General features: G+C 37.0%; 34 protein-coding genes and 1 riboswitch. Of the genes, 8 read left to right on the plus strand and 26 right to left on the minus strand.

Annotated elements, in window-relative coordinates; translation table 11 throughout:
• Nucleotides 1-449: 449 nt before the first annotated feature.
• The 14 genes from QM843_RS08215 to QM843_RS08280 all read right to left on the minus strand — a co-directional run bounded on the left by QM843_RS08215 (nt 450) and on the right by QM843_RS08280 (nt 7,679).
• Complete coding sequence (locus tag QM843_RS08215; RefSeq protein ID WP_414304344.1) at nt 450-794, minus strand: HK97 gp10 family phage protein; 345 nt, start codon at nt 792-794, stop codon at nt 450-452.
• 136 nt (nt 795-930) lie between these two features.
• Nucleotides 931-1,341 (minus strand): DUF722 domain-containing protein, encoded by a 411-nt coding sequence (locus QM843_RS08220; RefSeq protein ID WP_076984226.1) that lies wholly within the window; start codon nt 1,339-1,341, stop codon nt 931-933.
• 377 nt (nt 1,342-1,718) lie between these two features.
• A complete protein-coding gene (locus tag QM843_RS08225) occupies nt 1,719-2,267 on the minus strand; it encodes a hypothetical protein (RefSeq protein WP_414304343.1) in 549 nt (182 codons plus the stop codon).
• A 9-nt stretch (nt 2,268-2,276) separates the two neighbouring features.
• The gene (locus QM843_RS08230; protein WP_223330488.1) at nt 2,277-3,137 is read right to left on the minus strand and encodes a phage major capsid protein; all 861 of its coding nucleotides are present in this window, start codon (nt 3,135-3,137) and stop codon (nt 2,277-2,279) included.
• Nucleotides 3,138-3,195: 58 nt separating this feature from the next.
• Entirely contained in the window at nt 3,196-3,417 is a 222-nt protein-coding gene (locus QM843_RS08235) for a hypothetical protein (RefSeq protein WP_414304342.1), read from the minus strand.
• An 89-nt stretch (nt 3,418-3,506) separates the two neighbouring features.
• Entirely contained in the window at nt 3,507-3,668 is a 162-nt protein-coding gene (locus QM843_RS08240; protein WP_414304341.1) for a hypothetical protein, read from the minus strand.
• Nucleotides 3,665-4,510 (minus strand): ATP-binding protein, encoded by an 846-nt coding sequence (locus QM843_RS08245; RefSeq protein WP_060806000.1) that lies wholly within the window; start codon nt 4,508-4,510, stop codon nt 3,665-3,667. The genes QM843_RS08240 and QM843_RS08245 overlap by 4 nt, the downstream gene beginning before the upstream one ends.
• Before the next feature lie 11 nt (nt 4,511-4,521).
• The gene (locus tag QM843_RS08250; RefSeq protein ID WP_414304340.1) at nt 4,522-5,379 is read right to left on the minus strand and encodes a conserved phage C-terminal domain-containing protein; all 858 of its coding nucleotides are present in this window, start codon (nt 5,377-5,379) and stop codon (nt 4,522-4,524) included.
• Nucleotides 5,366-5,638 carry a hypothetical protein gene (locus QM843_RS08255; RefSeq protein ID WP_049490554.1) on the minus strand — a complete coding sequence of 91 codons (273 nt, stop codon included), beginning with the start codon at nt 5,636-5,638 and terminating at the stop codon, nt 5,366-5,368. The genes QM843_RS08250 and QM843_RS08255 overlap by 14 nt, the downstream gene beginning before the upstream one ends.
• Nucleotide 5,639: 1 nt before the next feature.
• A complete protein-coding gene (locus QM843_RS08260) occupies nt 5,640-5,837 on the minus strand; it encodes a hypothetical protein (protein WP_414304339.1) in 198 nt (65 codons plus the stop codon).
• A gap of 1 nt (nt 5,838) precedes the next feature.
• Nucleotides 5,839-6,039 carry a hypothetical protein gene (locus QM843_RS08265; protein WP_261202490.1) on the minus strand — a complete coding sequence of 67 codons (201 nt, stop codon included), beginning with the start codon at nt 6,037-6,039 and terminating at the stop codon, nt 5,839-5,841.
• 335 nt (nt 6,040-6,374) lie between these two features.
• Nucleotides 6,375-6,635: a hypothetical protein gene (locus tag QM843_RS08270; protein WP_414304338.1), complete on the minus strand. Its 261-nt coding sequence runs from the start codon at nt 6,633-6,635 to the stop codon at nt 6,375-6,377.
• A gap of 11 nt (nt 6,636-6,646) precedes the next feature.
• On the minus strand, nt 6,647-7,252 hold the full coding sequence (locus QM843_RS08275; protein ID WP_414304337.1) for a Rha family transcriptional regulator: 606 nt from the start codon (nt 7,250-7,252) through the stop codon (nt 6,647-6,649).
• Between the two features lie 238 nt (nt 7,253-7,490).
• Nucleotides 7,491-7,679, minus strand: coding sequence for a hypothetical protein (locus tag QM843_RS08280; protein ID WP_004237029.1), 189 nt, complete (start codon nt 7,677-7,679; stop codon nt 7,491-7,493).
• 170 nt (nt 7,680-7,849) lie between these two features.
• Here QM843_RS08280 and QM843_RS08285 point away from each other — a divergent pair, with 170 nt between their 5' ends.
• From QM843_RS08285 to QM843_RS08305, 5 genes are all read left to right on the plus strand, one after another.
• Complete coding sequence (locus QM843_RS08285; protein ID WP_414304336.1) at nt 7,850-8,395, plus strand: helix-turn-helix domain-containing protein; 546 nt, start codon at nt 7,850-7,852, stop codon at nt 8,393-8,395.
• Between the two features lie 5 nt (nt 8,396-8,400).
• Nucleotides 8,401-8,670 (plus strand): DUF4177 domain-containing protein, encoded by a 270-nt coding sequence (locus tag QM843_RS08290; RefSeq protein WP_084950623.1) that lies wholly within the window; start codon nt 8,401-8,403, stop codon nt 8,668-8,670.
• A 48-nt stretch (nt 8,671-8,718) separates the two neighbouring features.
• Nucleotides 8,719-9,258 (plus strand): hypothetical protein, encoded by a 540-nt coding sequence (locus tag QM843_RS08295; protein WP_414304335.1) that lies wholly within the window; start codon nt 8,719-8,721, stop codon nt 9,256-9,258.
• A gap of 362 nt (nt 9,259-9,620) precedes the next feature.
• Nucleotides 9,621-10,595, plus strand: a complete 975-nt coding sequence (locus tag QM843_RS08300; protein ID WP_414304334.1) for an Abi family protein — start codon at nt 9,621-9,623, stop codon at nt 10,593-10,595.
• A 180-nt stretch (nt 10,596-10,775) separates the two neighbouring features.
• A complete protein-coding gene (locus QM843_RS08305) occupies nt 10,776-11,942 on the plus strand; it encodes a tyrosine-type recombinase/integrase (protein ID WP_414304333.1) in 1,167 nt (388 codons plus the stop codon).
• Nucleotides 11,943-12,098: 156 nt separating this feature from the next.
• Here QM843_RS08305 and QM843_RS08310 read toward each other — a convergent pair whose 3' ends face one another.
• The 12 genes from QM843_RS08310 to QM843_RS08365 all read right to left on the minus strand — a co-directional run bounded on the left by QM843_RS08310 (nt 12,099) and on the right by QM843_RS08365 (nt 23,259).
• Nucleotides 12,099-12,827 carry an ABC transporter ATP-binding protein gene (locus tag QM843_RS08310; protein WP_414304332.1) on the minus strand — a complete coding sequence of 243 codons (729 nt, stop codon included), beginning with the start codon at nt 12,825-12,827 and terminating at the stop codon, nt 12,099-12,101.
• Nucleotides 12,827-13,834: an ABC transporter substrate-binding protein gene (locus tag QM843_RS08315; protein WP_414304331.1), complete on the minus strand. Its 1,008-nt coding sequence runs from the start codon at nt 13,832-13,834 to the stop codon at nt 12,827-12,829. The genes QM843_RS08310 and QM843_RS08315 overlap by 1 nt, the downstream gene beginning before the upstream one ends.
• 37 nt (nt 13,835-13,871) lie before the next feature.
• Nucleotides 13,872-14,630, minus strand: coding sequence for an ABC transporter permease (locus tag QM843_RS08320; RefSeq protein ID WP_414304330.1), 759 nt, complete (start codon nt 14,628-14,630; stop codon nt 13,872-13,874).
• On the minus strand, nt 14,593-14,883 hold the full coding sequence (locus QM843_RS08325; RefSeq protein ID WP_414304329.1) for a thiamine-binding protein: 291 nt from the start codon (nt 14,881-14,883) through the stop codon (nt 14,593-14,595). The genes QM843_RS08320 and QM843_RS08325 overlap by 38 nt, the downstream gene beginning before the upstream one ends.
• Nucleotides 14,884-14,952: 69 nt before the next feature.
• Nucleotides 14,953-15,055, minus strand: a riboswitch (TPP riboswitch).
• Nucleotides 15,056-15,137: 82 nt separating this feature from the next.
• The gene (gene cbpD / locus QM843_RS08330) at nt 15,138-16,256 is read right to left on the minus strand and encodes a choline binding-anchored murein hydrolase CbpD (protein ID WP_414304328.1); all 1,119 of its coding nucleotides are present in this window, start codon (nt 16,254-16,256) and stop codon (nt 15,138-15,140) included.
• 193 nt (nt 16,257-16,449) lie between these two features.
• On the minus strand, nt 16,450-16,716 hold the full coding sequence (locus tag QM843_RS08335; protein ID WP_000128619.1) for a Veg family protein: 267 nt from the start codon (nt 16,714-16,716) through the stop codon (nt 16,450-16,452).
• 1 nt (nt 16,717) lies between these two features.
• On the minus strand, nt 16,718-18,070 hold the full coding sequence (dnaB, locus tag QM843_RS08340) for a replicative DNA helicase (RefSeq protein WP_414304327.1): 1,353 nt from the start codon (nt 18,068-18,070) through the stop codon (nt 16,718-16,720).
• A 43-nt stretch (nt 18,071-18,113) separates the two neighbouring features.
• Complete coding sequence (rplI, locus tag QM843_RS08345) at nt 18,114-18,566, minus strand: 50S ribosomal protein L9 (protein ID WP_000864214.1); 453 nt, start codon at nt 18,564-18,566, stop codon at nt 18,114-18,116.
• Nucleotides 18,563-20,536 carry a GGDEF domain-containing protein gene (locus tag QM843_RS08350; protein WP_261117132.1) on the minus strand — a complete coding sequence of 658 codons (1,974 nt, stop codon included), beginning with the start codon at nt 20,534-20,536 and terminating at the stop codon, nt 18,563-18,565. Before QM843_RS08350 ends, rplI begins: the two co-directional genes overlap by 4 nt.
• 136 nt (nt 20,537-20,672) lie before the next feature.
• Nucleotides 20,673-21,221, minus strand: a complete 549-nt coding sequence (gene hpf / locus QM843_RS08355) for a ribosome hibernation-promoting factor, HPF/YfiA family (protein ID WP_000599100.1) — start codon at nt 21,219-21,221, stop codon at nt 20,673-20,675.
• Between the two features lie 80 nt (nt 21,222-21,301).
• Entirely contained in the window at nt 21,302-21,964 is a 663-nt protein-coding gene (locus tag QM843_RS08360; RefSeq protein ID WP_414304326.1) for a ComF family protein, read from the minus strand.
• On the minus strand, nt 21,961-23,259 hold the full coding sequence (locus QM843_RS08365; protein ID WP_414304325.1) for an ATP-dependent helicase ComFA: 1,299 nt from the start codon (nt 23,257-23,259) through the stop codon (nt 21,961-21,963). Before QM843_RS08365 ends, QM843_RS08360 begins: the two co-directional genes overlap by 4 nt.
• A 56-nt stretch (nt 23,260-23,315) precedes the next feature.
• Between QM843_RS08365 and QM843_RS08370 the strand changes: the two genes are divergently transcribed.
• From QM843_RS08370 to cysK, 3 genes are all read left to right on the plus strand, one after another.
• A complete protein-coding gene (locus QM843_RS08370; RefSeq protein ID WP_414304324.1) occupies nt 23,316-23,951 on the plus strand; it encodes a YigZ family protein in 636 nt (211 codons plus the stop codon).
• A 15-nt stretch (nt 23,952-23,966) separates the two neighbouring features.
• Nucleotides 23,967-24,410, plus strand: coding sequence for a PH domain-containing protein (locus tag QM843_RS08375; protein ID WP_061088574.1), 444 nt, complete (start codon nt 23,967-23,969; stop codon nt 24,408-24,410).
• Between the two features lie 95 nt (nt 24,411-24,505).
• Nucleotides 24,506-25,432 (plus strand): cysteine synthase A, encoded by a 927-nt coding sequence (gene cysK, locus QM843_RS08380; RefSeq protein WP_414304323.1) that lies wholly within the window; start codon nt 24,506-24,508, stop codon nt 25,430-25,432.
• The last annotated feature ends 184 nt before the right edge of the window (nt 25,433-25,616 follow it).

Consider the following 25,616-nt stretch of genomic DNA (forward strand, 5'->3'; position numbering starts at 1 on the left):
TATCTTTGACTATACTATCATTTAACACTCTATAAGTCAAATTTTTAGAGCTCAGCCCTTGAAAATACTGACTTTCTTTAAAAACATTTAGGCATTAAATCGCCTTAGTTTTTCTTGAAAGTTCCTAAAAAAGTCCACAAAAAAGAGCCCTAAAAAGGGCGTAATATTGATGAGTTCAGCAGGCAAGAAACTAGCACGGTCAGACGTGCTTTTTTTATTACCTGGTAATATTATAGCATATCCTCTCAAACTTATATATAACCAGAATCCCGCAAAAGAAAAAGATAAAAGCATAGAGGATAGGGAAAAAGCTGTTCTTACTTTTATTTTATCAAATAGCAATATGAGAAGCAAGGATAAAAAGCCCTCAGAAATAAATCTAAGGACTTAAATAACGATGTGTTGGTTTGCTCACTTAATTAGTCTACTTAATACTATTCAATTATAGTTTACTTTGAAATGTTCTTAATCCTTTCTGTAAATTTTTGAATCGCATTCAGTTCTGCAGGTCTTAAATGAGGGTACGCCTTAGTCCTCCCCCCATTTCGTTTAATATGTCCAAATTCAAGTAAATGAGTAAGAGAGCCGTATTTAAAACTATATACGACCCAAACTCCACTTCTCACTCTTTTCTTACGCCATCCTTTTGAATATTTACCTGTTCTTTTAGGGCTAGTTTCCTTTAATTCTTTAACTGTTTCTTTAGCGACTTGCTCCGCAATTTTATCAACTTCTTCATTAACCTCTTCGCAATATTCTGCTAAAATATTTGCTAATTGTGCTGCTAAATCCATTTTCTAAAAACTCCTTCTATTTTTTTAAAATATCAACTTTTTACCCCCTTTTTGGTTGACAGCTTCCGACTTGGAAAAAGTTACCGCTCCCGGTACCTAAAATCAACGAAAATGCTTTACAAAGTGGGGGGGAGTGTCAATATCCTTTCAGTTCTATAAATCTTTTAGCAATTACCTTTCTACGGCTATTTATATAACGGGTAGTTTTATTTAGTTTCTCTGCCACGTCTTCCCAAGTCGCACCAGCTTCTAAATATCTCATTTTAAAAATTACTAGATCACTTTCAATTAAGTTTTCCATCAAGGTATCTACAACTAGTTTGAAGCCTTCTAAATATCTTAGTGTTTGGTCTTCTTCAATTCTAATGATTGTCGCTTCAGTAGGACTAGATACTGTCTTGCCTTTCCCACCAGTATAATCTTCAGTGCTATGTTTCTTATTATGTATCAGTTCCTGTCTTCTCAAATAAATTTTATTAGCAAGCGTTCTATATCGTCCTAACTCAATATCTATCCCGTCCAGGTCTCTGTTACTCAACTCGTACATAGGCAAGTACCTCCACTTAAATTTAAAAATTTTTTTATCTTGCAATTTGTCAAATTGTAAATTCTGTCAAACTGACAAAAAGCGCTAAAAGCCTTCCAACACTCCACTTACCAGGTATCATTGTTTTAAGTTTGACAACTCTTCAGTATGACAAGTTCAAGGGAAATTTCTTTAATTTATCCCCTCAGTTTCTCATATCTTACATTCTGTGAAACTCACCCCATTCTGTAACCCCCTGATATACCTTGCTTTCAAGCTATTACTTCTTTTCAGTTTATGCTTACTTTGTTATGTGAAACTTAGTAAAGCATAAAAGTAGGACTAGCGATATTTCTTTTGTTTGAGCCATATATCACTAGCCTTACTTAATTTGTTCCCTATTTTTCTAAATACTCTTTAATGTCCCGATATTCCTTAGAAAAATCCATCCACCCGCTAATATCAGGGTTTAAGAATGGTAAGACAGTAAGCGGACTTACTTCCGTTCGATATAGCAATAGAGAATGTTTCTGACTTATTTCTCTGACTACACCTGTATGGATTTCTTCCACATCCTTCTTTAATTCTTGAATTTCATCATATGCGTCCAGAATTTGTCTAAGTTTCTTCCGGTACTGTTTATAGATCTTCTTAGTTTCCATCCGTTGCTTAGTTTCTTTAAAAATGTATTCAAAGATGACTGCCTTAGCTTCTGAAAAATCACTATCAAATTTTCCCTGAAGGCCATTAATAGCTTTTTCCATCTTTTCCAGCTGCTCTAAAGATTCTAAGTTATTTGACAAAAAAGAATCTATGTTCTCAAATGAAACTGCTTGATTGCCTAACAGGCTTTTCCTTTTTTCGCTTAACTGTTCTCGTGCTGAATTAATCTTACTTTTTTTATTATCTAAATCATCCAGTGTATCAAATACTTGATTAATATCCATTTCTTTCTCCTAGTTCCATTGAATAAAGTAACCACAATCTTCTTCAACTTTTTTTACATCAAATCGGGTATGTAAAATCAACCGTTTCCCAAAATAGTCATTCGCATTCATCCAACTAAGTGTATCTTTCTTGCGATCAAACAAAGTAACAAAGTTTTCTAGATCTCCGATAAAGCCTTTTTTGTCACCTTTATTCCCTAATGTTGTATCATCTACAATTAAAAAGTTATCTACAAAGAATGTTTCACTTGTCCCTGTCTCTTTATCAACTTTAAGAAGATAATTTCCTGAAGTGTCTTTCATTTTTTCTAAGACACTAAATAGTGATTGACTAACAACCATAGATACATTGCGCTCTGGATTGATTAAAGAAACAATAGATTTCAAGTCGTCCATACTTGTAGCAGTCTGCACTTTCGCAGTTTGGAGAATTTTCCCAATCTCTCTATTTCGTGTTCTACGTTTTAATTTAATAATCTTCTTACCAAGAAAATCCGTTAAATTATATTGGCCATCATCTAATTGTTCCTGTGAAAAATCAAGTTTTCCACTGAATAATTTAACTAAGTAATCAACGCTGATAGTTTTCTTTTTATCTGCTTCTGTTCTCTCAACCGAATTTTCGCTAACTTCTTGTAATGAATCAGATTCAAAGTCAGTTACTTCATACTTCCCACCACGAGTACGAGTCTCAATAACATTTACTAGATCAACCAATTCTTTACGTTGATGTTCATCTTCGTAACTATCAAGGATTGGTTTTTCAATGAGTACATGATTATTTTCTACTTTCATTCCCCTAGTGTTATAACCTGTACTTCGGATATAAGCTTCTAGATTTTCTTTTTGTTTAGCTAAGTTATTTGTCATTTTTTTGCTCCTTCATCTTTTAATATCTGATTTTTGTTTATAATTTTTTCTAAAATTCTTAGCTCTTAGCTTTTCTTTTATGACTCTCCGAGCCTTTAGAATCATTTTTTCTAGATTTTGATTTGTCTTGTTTTTTAGCATATTTTTCTAGTATTTCTTGTTTCCGTTGTTCTAAGCTATCATCTTCTTTTTTACACTGAGAAAAGATTTTCTTTCTTTTATCTGGATCCATAGAAAACTTATTGGCTACTACATACCCTAAAGAAGTATCTCCTGACATCTCCCTCACCCCCTTTCTATGCAAACAAAAAGGGACATACCACTAGCATTATATGCTTACGGTATGTCCCTGAGTTGTTCTCAATAGACTTATTTTTTAGTTTCTTTTTTGACTAGATGAGTAAATTTCCCATCTGAGTAGAATAAAGTAACTTCTCCAAACTTTGGAACTTTTTCTATCTCTATTATACCACATTTTTCGTAGACAACAAAGCCTTTTTCTGTTGAAAATCGCATTTTATCATCATTCATTGATATTCTCCCCTCACTGTATTTATAGTGTATCTCTTGTCTTTGATCGTGAAAGCCTTGAAAGTGTTCCCTTCTAAACCTTTCAAAATTCTACTTGAATTTCTAGCATTGTATACAGTCCGCAGTTCACTACTATCTAGGTTCGTGTTGAAAATCGTAGTTTCTCGATTATTGATAATATCAAACAAGAAATCCTGTTCCCAATCGCTCTTAGGGGTTACCGTCCCATTTTTTGCCCCCAGGTCATCAATGATTAGAAAATCAACATCAACAAGCTTTTTAACCGCCTCATACTCTGTTAAGTTTGCATTTCTGCCATAAGCCCAGCCTTCTTTTATCTGCTTGATAATCTCGGTTAAGCTGACAAACAAGACACTCTTAGGCTCGTTCTTCTCTCTGAAGCTCTCATTGATTTCTTTGGCCAGGGCAAGAGATAAATGACTTTTTCCTATTCCTGTGCTACCGCTGATTAAAGTATTTCCTGTCATACCTGCAAGGTACTTCTGGGCTTGCCCCTTTACAAACTCTAACATCTGACGCTCCTCTGTCGTCTTAACAAAGAAATTATCAAATGTCGCTCCTTTCAACTCGTTAGGAATCGTACTATCACGCATTAAGACATCATAAGTTTTAAAGTAAGCTTGCCTGTCCTCGAACTGCTGCAATAGGTCTTTCTCTTTCTGTTTAATCTCTCCCTTCACGCACTCCGGACAAAATGCTTGTACTTTTCTTTCTGAACCCCCTAACACTGGTACAGAAATTTCCCAATAATTTACCTGGTGAATATCGCAAACTTTATCCGATATTTTTCTATTATTAAATTCTTTAAATTGTTCCTTCATCTTTGCAACTCCTAAAATGGTAGGTCTGGGAAGTTGTCTTCTGACTTCCCTTTTATGGTTTTAGGCTTTTGATTCAAATAACCGTCAAACTTAGATCCGAAAAGTGTTTCAGGTCTCAGATATTTAGAAAATTCAGGACTATCCTTCCATTCTGCCGTTTTAATATCTATCACCTGTTTAAAATCTTCAAGTGTATAGCCTTCTTTGAATCGTGCTATTATCGGCTTCAAATTTTTGTCCAAATATTTATAATTTTTCCCTACTGTATGATTCAGATAAGCTAGAGGGATTCTTATTAAATACTTCTCAGGATGTCCTTTAGTTACTTCCTCAGTCATTATCGGAGTTAACCAATTTGGGAAAGTAAAGTCAGGTTTACCTGACAATATATATTCTTTATATAACTCTTTATCTGACTCTTTCTCTATCTCTATCTCTGTTGGACATGAGTTGGAAATAGTCTTTTTATTTTGGACATTCTCCAATTTTGGTATATCTTGACTATTTTTTCTTTGGTCTCGCTTATATTTTGCCCAGTTTGTTTCACTCTCAACCATGGCTTTTGCTTGTGATAATGTAGCATGGCCATCATCGTCTATCTGAATCAGTCCACATTTTGTAAAATATGCAACTGTCATATTTATATCATCTTCAGAAACATCAAGTTTTAAAGCTAATTCCTGTACCAAGCTATCAAAATATCCTTCATAGTACAAAATACAATCATCTTCTAAACTTTCCAACATAAGACGGATATAAATAACTGTCATAGTGTAGCCACCAGGCATATTTTTAAGTCGTTTAATAAAAAGATTATCAAAAAACTTCTTGTCAACTTTTAACCAAAAATATATTTTAGTCTTTGCCATCATCTACCCCCAAAAACTTTAAAACGTCTGAGATTTTATAATACGCTTTTCTAGTATCTTCAATAGGCGGTATATACTGTGGTAGTCCCGCACCTTCCCATTTTATCAAGGTTTTATCTCCTATGCCCAGTTCTTCCTTTAGTTCCACCTTGCTGATCAAATCTAATCTTTTTTGAGGTACTTTCTCATGGCTTTTTAAATACCGTTCCACCGCTTCCAAAATCTTAGACTTTAAATCTTCAATCATTTTTTCAAACATCTTAGTACCCCCATGGCTTAACCGCTGCAAGCTGAATATATCGCCCATAATCAGGGCTTAAATCCTCGCTAGTCGTTTCAATCGTCTGTGTACTTTCTCGCTCGATTTGGGCACTTTTTTTGCGGTCTCGGCGGTTTAGATAAAGTAGTAGCAAAGTAAAGACAATAGACTGCGTATTGCTTAAATCTAGTTCATTCATGCTATGCCCTCGCTTGGTAATTCTTGATATAATTCACTTGATAGCTGTGCTTCATCTTCAGAAAGTCGTACACCTCTTCTGGAGTTACTTTATCATCTAAAAAGTCAATGATGAACTGAAAGAGGTTCGGGTTTCTATCCTTGATTTTAGTCATTAGCTTGTCAAATTCTGATCGTGTCATGTTATCTAGATCTAGAGTCATATTATTCTCCATTAGCCTTTCCTTGTCCTTTTTCTTGCCTGTTTTCTATATGGTATGCTTCACCACTCCAAACGCTGGGCGTTTGCCCCAAGTTGGCGAACGCATGTAGTGATGTTTCGTGGGTAATCATCCTCATTTTCGATAAACAAGTGCTTAGAATCGCCGTGTCAGCACTTGATTTCAAAACCTTTTCTAATTGCTTGCCTGCTCTTCGGTTTTTCGTTTGTATTTGATAAAATAGCTGTTTTCTGCTATAATCGGAGCATAGAAAAAATTTCTATATCCTTAATCTTGTCGCTTGCTCTCCTCGGTCAAAATTTGAGCAAGTGATTTTTTTATTTTCTTTTTGCATGATTACTACCTGACTGTGCTTTATAAAGCAAGTCTTTACTTTCGATAAGATCTAGAATCCAACTGAATCCCTGCTCCACCGTTTCAAGAAATGCGCCCAGATCTTCACTGTCCAAGTTCTCGTAGTTCATACAAAGATATTCGGCTAGTTGTCTGTCTTTCTCAACTAGCTTTTTAAAATCCTTGGGATACTTAGGAATTTCTAACCCCTTGGCATTTGTAACTGTCTTAAATTCATTTTCCATTTTCTATACTCCTATACTTTAAAAATTAATTCCTTAATTTCTGAATACCCCCTATTCAAGTTAATCATAGCTATTGCCATATCTTCCAAGCGCTGATAGTTTGCCAGTTCATCACTGGTTAAACTGTCAATACCGTTTCCACTTTCTCGCTCTTGCATGAGTTGAGACTTGTTTTTCCCTGTAGCTCCCTTTAGCAGTAAGTTTGTAAGGGTACTATAGGCATGCTTAGGTGCTTTCTCCCATGCTTGGATAGCTTCGGTTAATGTCTTGCGCTTTGGCTTTTCCAGTTCCCTTTGAAGATAGCGTTTAGAAAGTTCATCACGCATTTCAAAGAATGCTTTGACTAGGTTCATTTTGAATTGCCGTACTGGTTCGGTATTCTTTAGATAAGTGATCAGCAAGGTAGCTTGTTGCTCATTCAGAAGATAGATTTTTTTCGGTTGCCCTCTCTTATCTAATTTATGGATTTTAAATCCAAGTATTCCCAACGCTTCAAAATCAGCTTTATTGTCTCTGACTAAGCGTGTAATAGTATGGTGCTGTACTTCAGCACATTCAGCGATAATCTCGCTCGTAGTATACGGCTCTTTCTTGCCGTCCATGTAAACCAGTTCCATTGGTTCGCTCCTTTCTTCTTTTGTCAGTGCTTGCCACCTAAAACAGTACCAAGGTAAAGCATTAAAGTAGGGTAAAATCGGAGAATATGAACCCCTACAAACCCTTGATACTGCTATAGGTAACAAGCAAATTACATTAGCGAATATTTAGCTAGATCCGTTTATCATTCCCCAGTGGTAAAGCACCACATGAGAAATCTATAAATGTAGAGTAGTATTACGATTGGTTCGCTCCTTTCTAATAATCTTTGGCAAGCCACTCCATAACACTAGCATATATTCTTTTGGGCGCTTTATAATCTCCCTTCAAAATTTTAGGAACTGTTCTAGACGCTACACCAATTTCTAGAGCTAGTTCATAATTTTTTAGTTGCAAATCAGCTTTTTTCCTCCTTAATGCTTTCGCCTGTTCTTGTGTGATAAGCATTTTTCTTTCTCCTTTCCCTTTTTTATTCTCATTTCAAGAACAAATTGATTATATAATCTTATTTTGAGAATGTCAAGCGTTTTTGTTCTTTTTTTGAGAATTTTTTGTAGATAATATTTTTTTACTATGATATAATCAATTCAAAAAGTACTTGAATTAGGTGGTATCACATGAAAATTAAACTTAAAGAACTGAGGGAGAAAGAAAAAATATCTTTAAATAAACTCAAAAACATTTTGAAAGAAGAATACGCTATAACAGTATCCGATAGTCAACTAATGTACTACGAAAATGAAATTAGAAAACCTAGAGATGAAAATATATGGTCAGCTTTAGCTGATCACTTCGGAGTAAGTGTCGCTTACTTATTAGGGCACGAAGATGAACAAAATATTTTAAAAATAATCCAAAGTAACGAATTTAAAAAATTACTTAATGATATAGATATTGAAAAAATAAATGAACTTAGTTCAGCGTACAAAAACGTTGAAGAACATATAAATAATCCTGTAAAGTATAACAATTTTGGAAAAGGATTGCTTAATCATATCCCATCGTATATGTTTACAATTGAAGAACTAATAAATGCTGATAAAGAGAACAATACAAATTTTGCAGATATTTTAATCAACTATATTTCTTTAAATGACTATGATAAAAAAATAGCTTTTGATTTAGTTCAAAAACTATCTGATAGAGACAAAGAAAAGGAGTAAACCCCATGGGATTTTTTGACACTGTAAAACAAGAAGGAAGCTTTTCTACTGCATCTGAAGTAAATGGACTACACTACGTTGTACTCCAGGTAACTTTAAAAGAAAAGTTTTTCGGTACTGGATCAGGAAACCTTACAGAATTAGAAGATGTTATCAATAAACAAGCTTCAAAAGGCTACCGCCTGCATACAATCACAACCGCCAATGGTGGAAGTAAAGGATTAGGTGGTGGTGACCGTATCCAAGCCACAATGGTTTTTGAGAAAATTCTATAAAAATTCCCCATCTTTTATTAGAAAACATCAGCATATAGGAGGCTACTTATGAAAAAATTACTAAGCACATCAGCTATTTTACTTTCTGCTACCGTTCTAGTAGCTTGCTCTAACAATCAATCAACTACCAAAGATAGCTCGGAGCAACCAAAAACGGAGCAAAAAAATACTACTTCAACAAACACAAAAGCCAAAGTAGATAACAGTAAATACGATGATCTAATTTCTGAAATCAAATCAAAATTAGATCCTGAATCAACTGGCGCAATAAGCGTTAAAATTCAAAATAACGTACTCGATTCAGATTCATCCGAACCACATGATACAATCATGATTTTGCTAACTGGAACGGCTAAAGATAACGCAAAAGAGACTATGACCGCAATCAATTCAAATTCTGCTACAACTAATCAGCAAAATGCAATTACCGTATTTCGGATGTCTATATCTGAGTTTGCTAAAAAATTACCAGACGACAATACTACTCTTTCCCTTGGGTATGAAAAATCTGCTGATCAATACGACTTAATCGCAAAATCTTCAAAACAAAAAGATTTTATCCCTGTTGGAGAAATCATCGTAAATTAAAAAACTCCCCCATATTCGCCAATAGAACCCCTCTTTCAACGGTCTATTGTGCAAAAACAGGGGAAATTGAAGAATAGAAAACCAATTTTACAGACTAAAGTGCAAAAAACGGCAAAATTGACAAATAGAAAAAGACAAGCCTGCTACCGCTAACTTGTCTGACAATGCAATAAAAGCAACGTTCCCAGCGTTGAGATTTTTCTATACTCAAAAATTTTTAAAAAACAAACCAAAAAGATTGACAAAAACTAAAAATTACAGTATTATTAGGCAATGAGAAGAGTTTCTGCTCCCAAGGGAACAGAGTACGCGAAACACTGCCTAGTTCTACTAGGTGGTGTTTTTGTATACAAGGAACATATATGAAACCATTTCAAACATTAGATGAACAAATAAAACTTCTCCAGTCTAGAGGTTTAGAAATAGATAACATAGAAGAATGTAAAAGATACCTTCTAACTAACAACTATTACAACGTCGTCAACGGATATAGTAAATTTTTTCAAACATCAAAAGATAAATTTATAACTGGTGCAGACTTTAGAGAAATAGCTGCAACACATTTTTACGATAAAGAAATTAAATCAGCTTTTTTAAAAGCAATTATAGATGCAGAAAAACACTTTAAATCCGTACTAGCATATCGTTTTTCAGAAGCATATCCAAAGCCATACTCTTATCTAGATATTAATAATTTTGAAACACAAAAAGATGCAAAAAGGCTCGCACAAATTACAAATTTAATCAGTATATTAGCTAAAATACTCAATGATTATAATAGGGATAAGCAAAACAATTCTATAAAACACCACTATAAACAACATGGCGTTGTTCCTTTCTGGGTTATCATCAATGAACTTACATTAGGGCAAGCATTTAACTTTTATAGAAATCTAAACACTGATATAAAAAATCAAATAGCTAGAGATTTATCACCATTCTTACAAGAAAATATTGAATACATCCAAAATAGACCTAGTAAAGACCTTTTAAGTGGAAAGGCTTTAGAAAGTATTATTAAAAATATACTAGAAATTAGAAATATCACTGCTCATAATAATAAGCTTTTCAATTATAAATGTCGTGAGAATCTTCCACAACTAGCTTATTTCCACTATTACAATAACAATGCTAATACTTCAAGACAATCTGTATATTATGTTTTTCTTGCCTTGCAATGCCTACTTGCGTCCACACAATACGCTCAATTACATAACACTATTATAAAAAGAACCAAAGCTCTAAATAAAAAAGCTCACTCCATTGAAGCCGGCATTGTATTGGATACACTTGGATTTCCGAATAATTGGTATAATATCACCGACACATTAAGATAGAACTACTTGCAATATATGGGCATTTTCAAGCCCCATATCCGCCTTGTTTCTTATTCTGGCACATTTGGCCGTCTGACTGCTTAAAATCGAAAATCGGGGCATTCTCGTAGCTCCTCGCATGGTATAAACTCAAAACCTTTTCTAATTGCTTGCCTGCTGATGGAAAAAGGAGTTAAAACCATGAAAATTACACAACACATGAAAAAAGACGGATCAGCAGTCTACCGCTCTAGTATCTATCTTGGCATTGATTCTGTGACTGGTAAGAAGGTCAAGACTACCATATCAGCACGAACAAAGAAAGAACTCAGAAACAAGGCCACCCAGGCTAAGGTAGAATTTGAGAAAAACGGCTCTACACGGAAACAACGCTCACATATAACAACCTATAGCGAACTTGTGGACTTATTCTGGCAAACCTACCAGCATACCATAAAAACTAATACGCAGATAAAGATAAAAGGTTGCTTAAATAATTACCTCTTGCCCTCATTTAGTACTTACAAACTAGATAAACTTACTCCTGTTATTATCCAAACTCAGGTAAATAAGTGGGCGGATGAGTACAATCAGGACGGAACAGGATATAAAGAATACAATCATCTTCATGCCTTAAATAAACGTATTCTACAGTATGGAATTTCTATTCAAGCATTAGACAATAACCCTGCTCGTGATATTGTTATTCCTAGAAAGATAACCAGAGATAAACAAGAAATTAAATACTTTCAAGATCAGGAACTTAAAAACTTCCTCTCCTATCTCGATAACCTGGAGAATACCTTTATCAATTTTTATGATACTGTGCTTTATAAAACGCTCCTAGCTACTGGACTGCGCATCCGTGAATGTCTGGCCCTGGAATGGTCTGATATTGACCTGCAGAACGGAACGATCGATATTAACAAAACACTCAACATTTTAAACCAGGTAAACAGTCCTAAGACAAAATCAAGCTATAGAGTTTTAGATATCGATCATAAAACAGTGCTCATGCTTCGTCTCTACCGAGCAAGACAAGCAGAAAATGGTAGAAACATTGGCCTAACCTATGAGAAAGTATTCTCTGATAGCTTTGACAACTATGTCAATACTCGAAAGGTTGATTATCGCCTACATAAGCACTTAAAAAGCGCTAACTGTACTGATTTAGGCTTTCATGCTTTCCGACACACTCACGCTAGTATCTTGCTTAATGCCGGTCTACCTTACAAGGAAATACAGACACGGCTTGGCCATGCAAAAATATCTGTAACTATGGACACTTACAGCCATTTATCACAAGAAAACCAAAAAAGAGCAGTCTCATTCTTTGAAACTGCCCTCGAAAAAATAAAAAGTTCTTAAAAAAGTCCACAAAATAAAAAAAGCGATACATAAAACCTTTATGTATCAACGATTATAGAATGATTTCGGTATAATTGACTATTATACCGAAATTTTCTCATTTTTAAAAGAAAAAGGGCGCTAGTAAAGGATAATCTTCACCAACTCCCTATTTTTCTACTTATCTAAGCCTAATTCTGCCAAAATTTGACGTTTGTAGGCAATCTTTTGGACTTCCTTGTCCTCATCTTCAGACCAATCTAGTTTAATTTCTGAAACAATCTGCCCAGGGCGATTTTTCAAGATATAGATGCGGTCGCTGAGACTGAGGGCCTCCTCGATACTATGCGTGATGATCAGGGTTGTTAGCTGCAACTGCTTGTGAATCTCCAGATACCAAGCGTGGAGTTCCATCTTTGTCATCTCATCCAAGGCGCTAAAGGCCTCATCCAAGAGAAAGAGCTTGTGACCGAAAAGGTAGGTTCGGAGCAAGGCCACACGCTGGCGCATCCCACCACTAAGTTCATGAGGATATTTGTCCCGTACCGCCGTCAACTGGAAGGTCGCAAGGATTTCATCCGCGCGAGCAATGGCCTCTGCCTTATCCACTTTTTGAATCAAGAGAGGCAGGATGATATTGCCAAGCACCGTCTTGTGCTCCAAGATCAAATCCTTTTGCAACATATAACTCACGCGCCCCTTAGGATTTTCCTCTCCATCAAGGACAATTCGCCCTGACTGGACTTCTAAAATCCCCGCAATTAAGTTGAAAAGCGTAGTCTTACCAACACCACTTGGGCCTAAAATAGAGACTACTTCACCTGAAGTGACTTTCAGATTGATATCCTCTAAAATCCTCTCCTGACCATAGGCATAGCTTACGTGTTCTAGTCTAATTTCTGTCATTATTTCACAAATTCGTTGGTGAAGCCTTTGTCTGTCAAGTCTTCTTTAAGGATACCATTTTCTTTATCCCATTTGTAGAAGGCATTCCAGCGAGCTGCATCAAATTGTCCCCATTTTTCCTTGTCGCTTGCGTATTCTTTTGACAAGTATTTTTGAGATTCGATGACAAAGTCACGTTTTTCCTTGAGTTCAGGTGCATTCTTGATGAGGATATCTGCTGCTTCCTCTGGATGCTCCATAGCGTATTGGTAGCCTTTTTTGATAGCTTGGATGACTTTGCGAGCTTCTTCTTTGTTGTCTTTCAAATAGTCGTTGTTTGCGATGATAACTGGTGAGTAGTAGTCAAATTCTTTAACGTAGTCTTTCAAGTACATGAAATTAGCATCTACACCTTGAGATTTTGCAAGGATACCATCCCAACCGTAGTAGATCCAAGCAGTATCAAAAACTCCATTGGCAATCGGTGTGATTGAGTTTGAGTCGTTGTTCGGTACTTTTTCAACCTTCTCAAAGTCTCCACCTTGTGATTCTACTAAAGTCTTCAACATTGCAAGCTCAGTTGGGTCATTCCAAGTTCCGTATTTCTTACCAACCAAGTCTTTTGGACTAGCTACATTGTCAGATTTACGAGAAATAATTCCTGATGTATTGTGTTCAACAATAGCTGCAACGGCAGTAATTCCTGCACCTTTTTCCAATTTTTTAGCCATGTAGTCTTGGAAATACACTGCAAATGGTGCCTTACCATTAATGACTAAGTCAGAAGAACTTTCTTCTGGTGGCAATTTCAAATCAACATCTACTCCAGCTTCTTTGAAATAACCTTTTTCCTTGGCAACATAAAGTCCTGTGTGGTTAGTATTTGGTGTCCAGTCTAGGATAAAGTCAATCTTCTTGAGTTCTGCTTCTTTATTGTCCTTAGAAGCAGTTCCTTGACCACAGGCCACAAGCACAACAGCTACAAGAACTGTTACAAGCGTTAAAAACACTTTCCATGTTTTTTTCATTTTCATTTCCTCTTTTCTTTTTTGAAACATTCTAATTCTACGAACGTTTCCATTTAATCACATATTTTTCACTGATATCAACCAGCTTCATACCCAAAAGGCTGATAATCGATACCAGAATAATAATAGCAAACATGGTATCATACTGAAACAGTTTCTTGGACTGAATCATGTAGACACCTAGTCCTTCAAAGCCTCCCAACCACTCAGATACCACTGTTGTGATAAAGGCGTAGGAAACACTGACCCTAAAACCTGCATAAAAGTAAGGCAGGCTGACAGGGATTTTAAAATGCCACAGGATTTGCCAAGGCTTGGCCCGCATCAGACTAAACAAGGTCAGCATATCCTTGTCACAATGCCTAAAACCGTCCAAAATGCTGACGATAATAGGAAAGGTTGTCGTCAAGATAATCAAGACAATCTTGGGCAAAATCCCATAACCTAGCCACAAGACCAGAATAGGAGCTATGGCAATGGTCGGAATGGTCTGGACGACCACCATCATAGGGTAAATCAGGTCATTGAGCCAAGTCGAACTGTCCATAAGTACAGCCATGAGACAGGCAATCAAAACTCCCAAAATCAGCCCCAGTAAAGCCACTCTCAAGGTCGCCCAGCTATGGTGCCAGAGAAATTCTCTGTCACGAACAAAGGCCTGAAGAATTTCAAAAGGTGTCGGCAGGATAAACTTGGGGAGAAGTTTAAGAAAACCTGCTAACTGCCAGATTGACAAGACTCCCAGAAAGCCTAATAGACTAATGTGTCGTCTCAGTATACTTTTCAAGTTTCTCATCAATACTTAAAATCTCTCCTACATTTATTTTGACATTGGCAAAGACATTATCTGCCTTATTCCCTGCTACTTCCAGCGCTTCTTTGAGAATACGCATGAGCTCATCAAACTCCCCTTCCAAGACCGTTTCAAATGGTGTCACTACCATGGTCACTTCTTGAGCTTGCAGATAAGCAATGACTTGATCGATAACAGCAATCCGATCAATCCCCTGTGATAGGGGTAAAACTTGCAAGGCAATGCTTGCTTTCATAACAACCTCCTCTTCTCGTTTTCCTTTAACAAAAAGAAAAACCTTTACCATACATGGAAAAGGTGCAAAATTAGACTAAGTATCGTTCCCTACGCTGGCATTACCCAGATCAGGTGCGGTCGAAGTTTAACACTTCCTCTCAGACTGTACACAGACTCCCATATATTATATGGACATATGATAGCGCAAAACAAAAAAAATGTCAAGGAAACTGCTTACAGAAAAGAGCAGGAAATTTTTCCTACTCCAATTTTCTATACTCGTTCTCCATCACCGTTTAATCTGTAGCCATCCACCGTCGTATTCACAGCTAAGGCGCCTGAAGAGTAAGAATAGTACCATTTACCAGAGACTTGGTACCAGCCTGTTTTCATTGCTCCTGAACTATCCAGATAATACCACAGACCATTTTCCTTTAACCATCCTGTCTGCATTTCACCAGATGATTTCAAATAATACCAGCTAGAACCATCTTTCAGCCAGCCCGTTGATTTAGACCCATTTGATTTGAAATGATACCAACTACCATTTATTTTTTTCCAACCAACAGTCAATCCATTATTTGAGCTATAATTAGAACTATTTCCTGATTGATTCTGATAATTCTGTGACGAAGCCACTCCCTCTAGCTGGATATAGCGACGACTTCCGTTATAAGCCGTATAACTCAACCACTTGTATCCATCTTTTTCGAGAATTTGATCATAATGAACATTCTCCCCAGGATAATAGTAATCAATTACAGTTGCACTAGCTAATGGCTGATTTTTGATAGCTGACTTAGTCTTAAAATAATGTGTTCCTCCTGTTGAAGCTGAGGATTGACTGTGTCCAACACTGCCGCCAGCTAAATCTTTAAAATGAATAAAACCAGTCATAGTATTGGCCTTCACGGTGCGCTTGTTGTAAGATTCTCTTATTCCATAGTTGTATTCTTCAATCTCAATCTCATCTCCAATTACATTTGATACCCATGCAACATGGCCATAAGTCCCTGCAGTAGACCAAGCAATAGATCCAATAGCTGGTCTATTATCTACACGATAGCCTTCACGACGAGCACGATAGCCCCATTCATTCGCATTTCCATAAGCTGCTGGAATCTCAAAACCATTGACACTACTCAAACGAAAGGCTGCAAAAGAAGTACACTGACGAGAGTACATGCGCCACTGATCAATTTCCTGACTCCCATTTTTATAATGAGCAGGATAATCATCCCCACGCGCAATCGATCCATTCCCTCCAGAATAGGCATAGACACTATCACCCGCTGCTAGCATCAATCCTACTACTAAAAAAGGAACAACCTTTTTAACTGATTTTCTAAAAGAAAACCCTGTCTCTGTTACTGTAAATGGTGAAATTTTCATTCTTCCTCCTTGAAAATAATATAGTACTCAATGAAAATTAAAGATCAAACTAGGAAGCTAGGCGCAGGCTATACTTGAGTATGGCAAGGCGAAGCTGACGTGGTTTGAATTTGATTTTCGAAGAGTATAAATCGAAGATTGCCTTCACTTAAATTATTCGAAGAAAAAAGAAAAAGTGAGAAAATTTCTCACTTTAATCAAGATAATGAATCAAATTCTTTTCAGTAAGGATATCTGAGTAAGTAAAGGATTCAACATAAACATTAGCTTGTTTATCTCCTTCAACATTCCCAAATTCCACGATAAATAGGGATGGATAAACTTCAATTAGCTTACCCAATCTATTTTTTTGGCGCTTACGTCCATTTTCCAAAGTCATTTCAATTACATGACCCTCATGCGCCTTGATTTCTTCTTTAATTTTTTTCATCTTGGCTACATCTGTAAATGCATCTGTCATTTTATGCCTCCCTTTTTGAGATACTTGAAAATTTATTGTATTCTTTTTGGAAAATTAATTCCACTGTTCCACGAGCTCCACTACGGTTTTTCTCGATAATAACTTCTACCTTATTATTCGGTACACCTTCCTCTTCTTCACCACCACGCTCATAGTAATCGTCGCGATAAAGAAAGGCTACGATATCAGCGTCCTGCTCAATAGACCCAGATTCACGAATATCAGACAAGACCGGTCTCTTTTCCTGACGTTGTTCTACACCACGAGAAAGCTGACTTAGAGCAATTACGGGAACCTTCAGTTCCTTAGCTAAGATTTTCAACTGACGAGAAATTTCTGAAACCTCCTGTTGACGGTTTTCTCGGCCAGTTCCCGTGATCAATTGAAGGTAGTCTATCAAAATCAAACCTAGATTGCCCGTTTCTTGAGCCAATTTACGTGAACGTGATCGAATCTCTGTAATCCGAATCCCTGGTGTATCATCAATATAGATACTTGCATTAGCCAAATTACCTTGGGCAATGGTATACTTTTGCCATTCCTCATCGGTCAATTGACCCGTACGGATAGAATGCGACTCCACCAACCCTTCTGCCGCAAGCATACGATCCACTAGACTTTCCGCACCCATTTCGAGCGAAAAGATAGCAACCGTTTTGTCCAACTTAGTCCCAATATTCTGAGCAATATTTAAGGCAAAGGCTGTCTTACCAACCGCTGGACGAGCTGCTAGAATAATCAATTCCTCCTCATGAAGTCCAGTCGTCATATGATCTAAATCACGATAACCTGTCGCAATACCAGTAATATCGGTTGTTTGTTGCGAGCGAGCTTCCAGATTTCCAAAGTTGACGTTCAACACATCTCGAATATTCTTAAATCCACTTCGATTAGCATTTTCACTGACATCAATCAGCCCTTTTTCTGCCTGAGCAATGATTTCATCAGCTGGTTGTGAAGCCTCGTAAGCTTGATTGACAGACTCTGTCAACTTGCCGATTAATCGCCGTAGCATGGCTTTTTCAGCAACAATCTTAGCATAATACTCCGCATTAGCAGAAGTTGGTACAGAATTGACAATCTCAACCAAGTAAGACAGACCACCAATATTCTGCAAGTCACCTTGATTATCAAGAATGGTACGAACCGTTGTTGCATCTATGGCATCGCCACGATCGGATAAGTCAACCATAGCTTGGAAAATCAAACGATGGGCATACTTAAAAAAGTCGCGAGACTCAATGTATTCTCGCACAAAAACAAGCTTACTCTCATCAATAAAGATAGCCCCCAAAACGGATTGCTCAGCCAAGATATCTTGAGGTTGTACTCGTAACTCTTCTACTTCTGCCATCAGACTTCCCTTCCTTTTACAATCTTGTCAAGAAGGTGTAAATTTATCCTTCTTTCACACGAAGATTGATGACACTTGTGATATCTTGATAGATTTTCACTGGCACATCAATCAAACCAACCGCTCGAATCGGAGCTTGTACTTGGATATGACGTTTATCAATCTTAATTCCAAATTGCTTTTGCAATTCTTCTGCAATTTTCTTATTGGTAATAGAACCAAAAGTACGGCCATCTGGACCAACCTTTTCAACAAATTCTACAACAGTTTCTTCTGCCTCTAATTGGGCTTTAATTGCTTTTGCTTCTGCAATCATCTCAGCATGAGCTTTTTCTTCAGATTTTTGTTTACCACGAAGCTCACCTACCGCTTGAGCAGTCGCTTCTTTGGCTAGATTCTTTTTGATAAGAAAGTTTTGTGCATACCCTGTTGGCACTTCCTTAATTTCGCCTTTTTTACCTTTTCCTTTAACATCTGCTAAAAAGATTACTTTCATTCTTCTTTCTCCTTTTCCTTTATTTCATTTAATACAATTTCTGTCAGTTTTTCACCCGCTTCTGACAAGCTTAAATCCTTAATTTGAGCTGCTGCCAAATTAAAATGACCTCCACCGCCTAACTCTTCCATAATCCGTTGTACATTCAGTTTACTACGACTACGAGCTGAGATGGATATAAATCCTTGTGTATTTTTCGCAAGAACAAAACTCGCTTCAATACCTGACATAGCTAACATGGCATCTGCTGCCTTACTAATAACAACTGTATCATAGCATTTCGAGTCCGTAGCCTCTGCTATCAATACATCTGAACCAAATTTACGCCCCTGTAAAATCAGTTCATTGACCTCACGATATTCTTCAAAATCTGTCGCAGCGATTTCTTGGATAGCAATACTATCACTTCCTCTCGTTCTGAGATAGCTAGCAACATCAAATGTTCGACTAGTCACTCGTGAGGTGAAATTTTTAGTATCCAGCATCATACCAGCCATCAAAACACTGGCCTGCATACGACTCAAACGATTTTTCTTAGAATTCTGGAACTGAATCAATTCCGTTACCAACTCACTGGCACTGCTGGCACCACTTTCGATATAAGTGATAACGGCATTATCAGGAAAATCCTGATCCCTTCTGTGGTGGTCAATAACAATGGTCTGTGTAAACAAATCATAAAATTCTTTCGATAAAGTTAAGGCAGTCTTTGAATGGTCTACAAGAATCAACAAAGAACGATTAGTCACCAAGCCCATTGCTTCCTTAACAGACAACAACTTCGTAACTCCTTCTTTTTCTAAGAATGAAACAGCTCGTTCAATATCCGGCGACATTTGTTCTTCGTCATAAATAGCATAACTATTTTCAGTTACATTGCTGGCAAATAACTGCATACCTACAGCAGAGCCCAAAGCATCCATATCTAAATTTTTGTGACCAACTACAAAAACCTGATCCACACTTCGAATCTTATCTGAAATAGCTGTCATCATAGCACGCGTACGAGTCCGTGTACGTTTGATTGAGGCAGCAGACCCACCACCAAAATAAACTGGATTTTTTGTTTCGTCGTTCTCCTTGACAACCACCTGGTCACCACCACGCACTTCAGCCAAGTTCAAATTGAGCAAAGCAACTTTCCCGATCTCATCATGATTTCCATCACCATAAGAAAAGCCCATACTTAAGGTCAAAGGCAACTGTCTCTGTTTCGACTCTTCTCTGAAAGCATCGATAACAGAAAATTTATCATTCATCAATCCTTCAAGCACCGTGTAGTCCGTAAATAGATAAAAACGGTCCATACTCACTCGACGGGAGAACATGGCATGTTTCCCAGCAAATTCTGAAACAAAGTTGGCTACAAAACTGTTAATATGACTGATATCAGACTCGGATGTTTCATCTTCTAAATCATCGTAGTTGTCAACAGAAACGATCCCAATCACAGGTCGACTCGTTACTAACTCAACAGTCGCTTCGTATTCTCCAGACACATCAAAGAAGTACAGAACTCCAGATACCTTGTCCATATGAACCGAATAACGAGTCTCACCCAAGGTGGCATAAGAACCTGGATTTCCTACCGATGCCTTAATAATTGTTTGAATTAATGCCACATCAATCTCGCCTACTTCATTAGTCAAAATCAATTCAGCATAAGGATTAAACCATTCAACTTCACCTGACGACAAGTCTAACTTAATAACTCCAACAGGCATCTGTTCTAACAAGGTTGTCAAACTTTCTTCAGCTTGGTGGTTTACATACTGGATTTGTTCTACTTCACTCCTTGAGTAGTAGTCTCTCTGATGGATGAACAATAAACTATATAAACCCAAAATAAGTAGCAAAAGAAATAGCGTTACCAGTGTATTCGTTACAAAAACAAGTTGCACAGATAGCACTCCGAACGCCACTATTCCTAATATTAAGGGGAAAATAGGACTTACATAAAATTTTTTCATTCCAAACCTCTTGGCACCCATTATACCATAATAACCACCAAAAAGCGACTTTTTAAAAGTGTAATCAGTAATTCTATCCATTGTAAGAAAAAGGAAGGTTTACAATTCAGTAAACCTTCCTTTACACATATTGGAATTAAGATTCTTTAACTTCTAACAGACCAATTTCACCATCTTCACGACGATAAATCACATTGGTTGTTTGATCTTCAACATCCACATAGATAAAGAAATCATGTCCCAACAAATCCATTTGTAGAATAGCTTCTTCCAAATCCATTGGTTTTAAATCAATTTGTTTTGAACGAACAACTCTAGACTGGACAACATTTGGATCTTCCACCAAAGCATCTGTAAATAATTGACTAGTTGCTACCTTATTTTTATTTTTACGCTCGATTTTTGTTTTATTTTTACGAATCTGACGTTCAATTTTATCGGTTACAAGGTCAATTGAACCATACATATCTTGGGACACATCTTCTGCACGAAGAGTAATTGAGCCAAGTGGAATTGTCACTTCCACTTTAGCAGTTTTTTCACGATACACCTTCAAGTTAACTCGAGCATCCAACTCTTGTTCAGCTTGAAAATACTTTTCGATCTTTTCGAGTTTAGAAACTACATAATCACGAATTGCTTCTGTTACTTCTAGGTTTTCACCACGGATACTATATTTAATCATATGAGTACCTTCTTTCTAAACATTTTTGTTTTTTCTGATTTCATTATAACGCTTTCATTTTATTTTTGCAAATTTTTTCCTCATCTTACAAGGGAAAATGTTTTTACATCCTCAGCACCAGCTTCTTCCAGCAGTTTCTTCACACGATTTATAGTTGTTCCAGTAGTATAAATATCATCTATAAGTAGGATTTTCTTAGGAATAGTGACTCCACTTTTAATAAAGAACGGAAGTTCTGTTGCCAAGCGTTCTGAGCGACTTTTAGAAGAACTAGCTCTCTCTTCTCTTTTCTCTAATAAATCCAGATACTTGAAACCTGCTGCTTCAACTAAACCTTCAACCTGATTAAATCCTCTGTCAAGCAGTCTTTCAGGACTTAGGGGAATGACTACAAATTGATACTCTTTGTACTTTTTCAACTCCTCACTTAAAAATGAAGCGAAAACTTTTCTTAAAAGGAAGTCTCCATCAAACTTATACCGACTAAAAAAATCTTTCATAGCTTGATTGTAAGTAAAAATCGCTCTATGATTGACCTCAACTCCTTCTTTACACCAAAATTGACAGTCTTGACACTTCGTTGACAAATTTGTTTTCATACAGTTTGGGCAGTTCTCTTCTCCAATCCTCTCAAAAGTAGAGTCACAGTCTGAACAAAGACAAGAGTCATCATTCTTCAGAAGTAAGAGACTACTAAAAGTTAAAACAGCCTTCATAGTCTGCCCACACAATAAGCACTTCATAGACCCGCCTCCTTGTTCATCTGCTTGATTTCCTTGATTGCTTTTTTGATGGAAGCATTTAGTCCATCATGAAAAAAGAGCAATTCACCAGTCGGTCTATCCATGCTTCGCCCAACTCGTCCACCAATCTGAATCAAGCTAGACTTGGTAAACAAACGATGATTGGCCTCTACTACGAAAACATCCACACAAGGGAAGGTAACTCCACGCTCCAAGATTGTAGTACTGATAAGTATTGTCAATTCTCCATCTCGAAAAGCTTGTACTTTCTCTAATCGATCTTCTGTGACAGACGATACAAAACCAATTTTCTCATTTGGAAATTGCTCCTGTATGATTTCTTTTAACTGTTCCCCTTTCTTAATCTCTGAGGCAAAAATAAGTAACGGATAACCTGTCTTTCTCTGTTTCTCAATATAAGACTTTAACTTTGGTGACAAACACTTCTTCTCTAAATAGCGATTAAAATCCGATAACCAGACAGGTTTAGGAATAATCAACGGATTTCCATGAAATCGTCTTGGCAAACTCAATCGTTTTAGTTCTCCTATGCGAACCTTCCTATCTAACTCATCTGTCGAAGTCGCTGTTAAAAAGATTCTCAGCCCATTTTCCTTTACACTATTCTTGACAGCATGGTAAAGAGTGGGATTGTCAACATAAGGAAAGGCATCTACTTCATCCACTATCAGCAAATCAAAAGCTTGATAAAACTTCAATAACTGATGGGTCGTCGCAACAACTAGTGGTGTTCGAAAATACGGCTCTGATTCTCCGTGTAGTAAAGATATCTCGCAAGCAAAATCATCTTGCAGGCGCTTATACAGCTCCAAACAAACATCTATGCGAGGACTGGCCAAACACACTGCACCACCCCTATTAATCACCCTAGCCACAACTTGATAAATCATTTCTGTCTTTCCAGCCCCTGTCACCGCATGTACCAAGGTTGGCTCTTGCTTCTCTACTGCTTGAATCAGTCCCTCTGACACCTTCTCTTGAAAAGGAGTTAATTGACCATACCATTTAAGAACATCTTGCTTCGGAAAATCCTCCTGTGGGAAATAGTATAAAGCTTGATCACTCCTGACTCGCTTCATAATTAAGCACTCCCGACAATAGTAAGCACCGATGGGCAAATACCATTCTTCTAGAATAGTACTATTACAACGTTGACAGAAAAGTTTCCCCTTCTCCTTTCTCATTGCTGGAAGTTTCTCCGCCAACTGACGTTCCTCTTTAGTTAATTCATTCTCCGTAAACAAACGACCGAGATAATTTGGATTTACTTTCATACTTCTTTATTCGTAAAAACCTAGCGCTTTAGATGATTTTTTAGTACAATTAAATCATGGAATTTCGAACAATTAAAGAGGACGGTCAAGTCCAAGAAGAAATCAAAAAATCCCGCTTTATCTGTCATGCCAAGCGTGTTTATAGCGAAGAAGAGGCTCGTAACTTCATTACTGCCATCAAAAAAGAACACTACAAAGCTACGCACAACTGCTCGGCCTTCATTATTGGGGAACGTAGTGAAATTAAACGGACAAGTGATGATGGTGAGCCTAGTGGTACTGCTGGCGTTCCCATGCTTGGGGTGCTAGAAAATCACAATCTTACTAATATCTGTGTGGTAGTGACACGCTACTTTGGTGGCATTAAGCTAGGCGCTGGAGGATTGATTCGTGCTTACGCAGGCAGTGTTGCCTTAGCTGTCAAGGAAATTGGCATCATTGAAATAAAAGAACAGGCTGGCATTGCTATTCAAATGTCTTACGCTCAGTACCAAGAGTACAGTAACTTTCTTAAGGAACATGATCTTATGGAACTTGAGACAAACTTTACAGATCAAGTCGATACGATGATTTATGTTGATAAAGAAGAAAAAGATAATATTAAAGCTGCACTGGTGGAGTTTTTTAATGGAAAAGTTACTTTAACTGATCAAGGTTTACGTGAAGTTGAAGTTCCTGTAAACTTAGTGTAAACAAAGGAGAAAAATATGGCATTTGGAAAATTCATTCAAGGACTCGCTGGTAACTTTAGCGAGCAAAACAAAGAAACTCTTATCAAAGAATATGGACAATATCTACTGGAAAATGAAGAAATTCAAAGTGGATATAAACTGATTCGTGACTCAATTATATTTACAAATATCCGTATTATCTTTACAGATAAACAAGGCGCTACTGGTCGTAAGATGTCCATTAAATCAATTTTTTTGATGAATATTGTTAATGTTGAAATGGAAACTGCAGGAGCAGGTATAGATGATAGTGAAATAACGATTACTTATCTAGAAAATGTTTTTCTAAAAGCACATAATGAGCATTTTAGTGCTCATAAATTTGAATTTCCTAAGAAAACAGATATCGTTCCACTTTACACCTATTTACTAGAATTAGCTTATCACAATCGCTTGAAAATTAATGGCTTAGACCTATGATATAAAAAAATCCTATCGCTTCGATAGGATTTCTATATTTTACAAATGGTATAGATAGCGTTATACTAGAAATATCTTATACAAAGAGGTGTATTATGGCTATTTATAACAACATTACTGAACTAATCGGACAAACACCGATTGTTAAACTCAACAACATTGTTCCAGAAGGTGCTGCGGACGTTTACGTAAAGCTTGAAGCATTTAACCCTGGTTCATCTGTAAAAGATCGTATTGCCCTTAGCATGATTGAAAAAGCTGAACAAGACGGTATTCTGAAACCAGGTTCTACTATTGTTGAAGCAACAAGTGGAAATACTGGTATTGGGCTTTCATGGGTAGGTGCTGCTAAAGGGTATAAAGTTGTCATCGTTATGCCTGAAACGATGAGTGTAGAACGACGTAAAATTATCCAAGCTTATGGTGCTGAACTCGTCCTAACTCCTGGTAGCGAAGGAATGAAAGGTGCTATTGCTAAGGCCCAAGAAATCGCTGCTGAACGCGATGGTTTCCTTCCTCTTCAATTTGACAATCCAGCTAATCCAGAAGTACACGAAAGAACAACAGGAGCTGAGATACTAGCTGCTTTCGGTAAAGATGGATTAGATGCCTTTGTTGCTGGAGTCGGTACCGGTGGAACAATTTCTGGTGGTTCTCATGCACTCAAAACAGCAAACTCAAGAATTCAAGTTTTTGCAGTAGAAGCAGATGAATCTGCTATTCTGTCTGGAGAAAAACCTGGCCCTCACAAAATTCAAGGTATCTCAGCTGGATTTATTCCTGATACACTAGATACAAACGCCTATGATGGTATCGTTCGTGTAACATCAGACGATGCTCTCGCACTTGGCCGTGAGATTGGCGGAAAAGAAGGATTCCTTGTTGGTATTTCTTCAGCTGCAGCTATCTACGGAGCCATCGAAGTTGCTAAGAAATTAGGTACAGGTAAGAAAGTCCTTGCTCTAGCACCAGATAACGGCGAACGTTATTTGTCTACATCACTCTATGAATTTGAAGTGTAGTCTTCTAAATACATTTAGCCCTTATTATAGGGCTTTTTATTTTACCTTGAAAATAGGGGCTCTTTGTCAACTGTAGTGGGTTGATGAAAAGCTAAGCTCGAGAAAGGACAAATTTCGTCCTTTCTTTTTTGATATTCAGAGCGATAAAAATCCGTTTTTTGAAGTTTTCAAAGTTCCGAAATCC

Origin of the sequence: Streptococcus mitis, assembly GCF_047463435.1 — a bacterium.
GTDB lineage: Bacteria > Bacillota > Bacilli > Lactobacillales > Streptococcaceae > Streptococcus > Streptococcus mitis_DS.

Excerpts from the sequence above, each read along its gene's own strand:
- QM843_RS08215 (WP_414304344.1), bottom strand. The coding sequence starts at position 794 with ATGGATTTAGCAGCACAATTAGCAAATATTTTAGCAGAATATTGCGAA.
- QM843_RS08220 (WP_076984226.1), bottom strand. The coding sequence starts at position 1,341 with ATGTACGAGTTGAGTAACAGAGACCTGGACGGGATAGATATTGAGTTA.
- QM843_RS08225 (WP_414304343.1), bottom strand. The coding sequence starts at position 2,267 with ATGGATATTAATCAAGTATTTGATACACTGGATGATTTAGATAATAAA.
- QM843_RS08230 (WP_223330488.1), bottom strand. The coding sequence starts at position 3,137 with ATGACAAATAACTTAGCTAAACAAAAAGAAAATCTAGAAGCTTATATC.
- QM843_RS08235 (WP_414304342.1), bottom strand. The coding sequence starts at position 3,417 with ATGTCAGGAGATACTTCTTTAGGGTATGTAGTAGCCAATAAGTTTTCT.
- QM843_RS08240 (WP_414304341.1), bottom strand. The coding sequence starts at position 3,668 with ATGAATGATGATAAAATGCGATTTTCAACAGAAAAAGGCTTTGTTGTC.
- QM843_RS08245 (WP_060806000.1), bottom strand. The coding sequence starts at position 4,510 with ATGAAGGAACAATTTAAAGAATTTAATAATAGAAAAATATCGGATAAA.
- QM843_RS08250 (WP_414304340.1), bottom strand. The coding sequence starts at position 5,379 with ATGGCAAAGACTAAAATATATTTTTGGTTAAAAGTTGACAAGAAGTTT.
- QM843_RS08255 (WP_049490554.1), bottom strand. The coding sequence starts at position 5,638 with ATGTTTGAAAAAATGATTGAAGATTTAAAGTCTAAGATTTTGGAAGCG.
- QM843_RS08260 (WP_414304339.1), bottom strand. The coding sequence starts at position 5,837 with ATGAATGAACTAGATTTAAGCAATACGCAGTCTATTGTCTTTACTTTG.
- QM843_RS08265 (WP_261202490.1), bottom strand. The coding sequence starts at position 6,039 with ATGACTCTAGATCTAGATAACATGACACGATCAGAATTTGACAAGCTA.
- QM843_RS08270 (WP_414304338.1), bottom strand. The coding sequence starts at position 6,635 with ATGGAAAATGAATTTAAGACAGTTACAAATGCCAAGGGGTTAGAAATT.
- QM843_RS08275 (WP_414304337.1), bottom strand. The coding sequence starts at position 7,252 with ATGGAACTGGTTTACATGGACGGCAAGAAAGAGCCGTATACTACGAGC.
- QM843_RS08280 (WP_004237029.1), bottom strand. The coding sequence starts at position 7,679 with ATGCTTATCACACAAGAACAGGCGAAAGCATTAAGGAGGAAAAAAGCT.
- QM843_RS08285 (WP_414304336.1), top strand. The coding sequence starts at position 7,850 with ATGAAAATTAAACTTAAAGAACTGAGGGAGAAAGAAAAAATATCTTTA.
- QM843_RS08290 (WP_084950623.1), top strand. The coding sequence starts at position 8,401 with ATGGGATTTTTTGACACTGTAAAACAAGAAGGAAGCTTTTCTACTGCA.
- QM843_RS08295 (WP_414304335.1), top strand. The coding sequence starts at position 8,719 with ATGAAAAAATTACTAAGCACATCAGCTATTTTACTTTCTGCTACCGTT.
- QM843_RS08300 (WP_414304334.1), top strand. The coding sequence starts at position 9,621 with ATGAAACCATTTCAAACATTAGATGAACAAATAAAACTTCTCCAGTCT.
- QM843_RS08305 (WP_414304333.1), top strand. The coding sequence starts at position 10,776 with ATGAAAATTACACAACACATGAAAAAAGACGGATCAGCAGTCTACCGC.
- QM843_RS08310 (WP_414304332.1), bottom strand. The coding sequence starts at position 12,827 with ATGACAGAAATTAGACTAGAACACGTAAGCTATGCCTATGGTCAGGAG.
- QM843_RS08315 (WP_414304331.1), bottom strand. The coding sequence starts at position 13,834 with ATGAAAAAAACATGGAAAGTGTTTTTAACGCTTGTAACAGTTCTTGTA.
- QM843_RS08320 (WP_414304330.1), bottom strand. The coding sequence starts at position 14,630 with ATGAGAAACTTGAAAAGTATACTGAGACGACACATTAGTCTATTAGGC.
- QM843_RS08325 (WP_414304329.1), bottom strand. The coding sequence starts at position 14,883 with ATGAAAGCAAGCATTGCCTTGCAAGTTTTACCCCTATCACAGGGGATT.
- cbpD (WP_414304328.1), bottom strand. The coding sequence starts at position 16,256 with ATGAAAATTTCACCATTTACAGTAACAGAGACAGGGTTTTCTTTTAGA.
- QM843_RS08335 (WP_000128619.1), bottom strand. The coding sequence starts at position 16,716 with ATGACAGATGCATTTACAGATGTAGCCAAGATGAAAAAAATTAAAGAA.
- dnaB (WP_414304327.1), bottom strand. The coding sequence starts at position 18,070 with ATGGCAGAAGTAGAAGAGTTACGAGTACAACCTCAAGATATCTTGGCT.
- rplI (WP_000864214.1), bottom strand. The coding sequence starts at position 18,566 with ATGAAAGTAATCTTTTTAGCAGATGTTAAAGGAAAAGGTAAAAAAGGC.
- QM843_RS08350 (WP_261117132.1), bottom strand. The coding sequence starts at position 20,536 with ATGAAAAAATTTTATGTAAGTCCTATTTTCCCCTTAATATTAGGAATA.
- hpf (WP_000599100.1), bottom strand. The coding sequence starts at position 21,221 with ATGATTAAATATAGTATCCGTGGTGAAAACCTAGAAGTAACAGAAGCA.
- QM843_RS08360 (WP_414304326.1), bottom strand. The coding sequence starts at position 21,964 with ATGAAGTGCTTATTGTGTGGGCAGACTATGAAGGCTGTTTTAACTTTT.
- QM843_RS08365 (WP_414304325.1), bottom strand. The coding sequence starts at position 23,259 with ATGAAAGTAAATCCAAATTATCTCGGTCGTTTGTTTACGGAGAATGAA.
- QM843_RS08370 (WP_414304324.1), top strand. The coding sequence starts at position 23,316 with ATGGAATTTCGAACAATTAAAGAGGACGGTCAAGTCCAAGAAGAAATC.
- QM843_RS08375 (WP_061088574.1), top strand. The coding sequence starts at position 23,967 with ATGGCATTTGGAAAATTCATTCAAGGACTCGCTGGTAACTTTAGCGAG.
- cysK (WP_414304323.1), top strand. The coding sequence starts at position 24,506 with ATGGCTATTTATAACAACATTACTGAACTAATCGGACAAACACCGATT.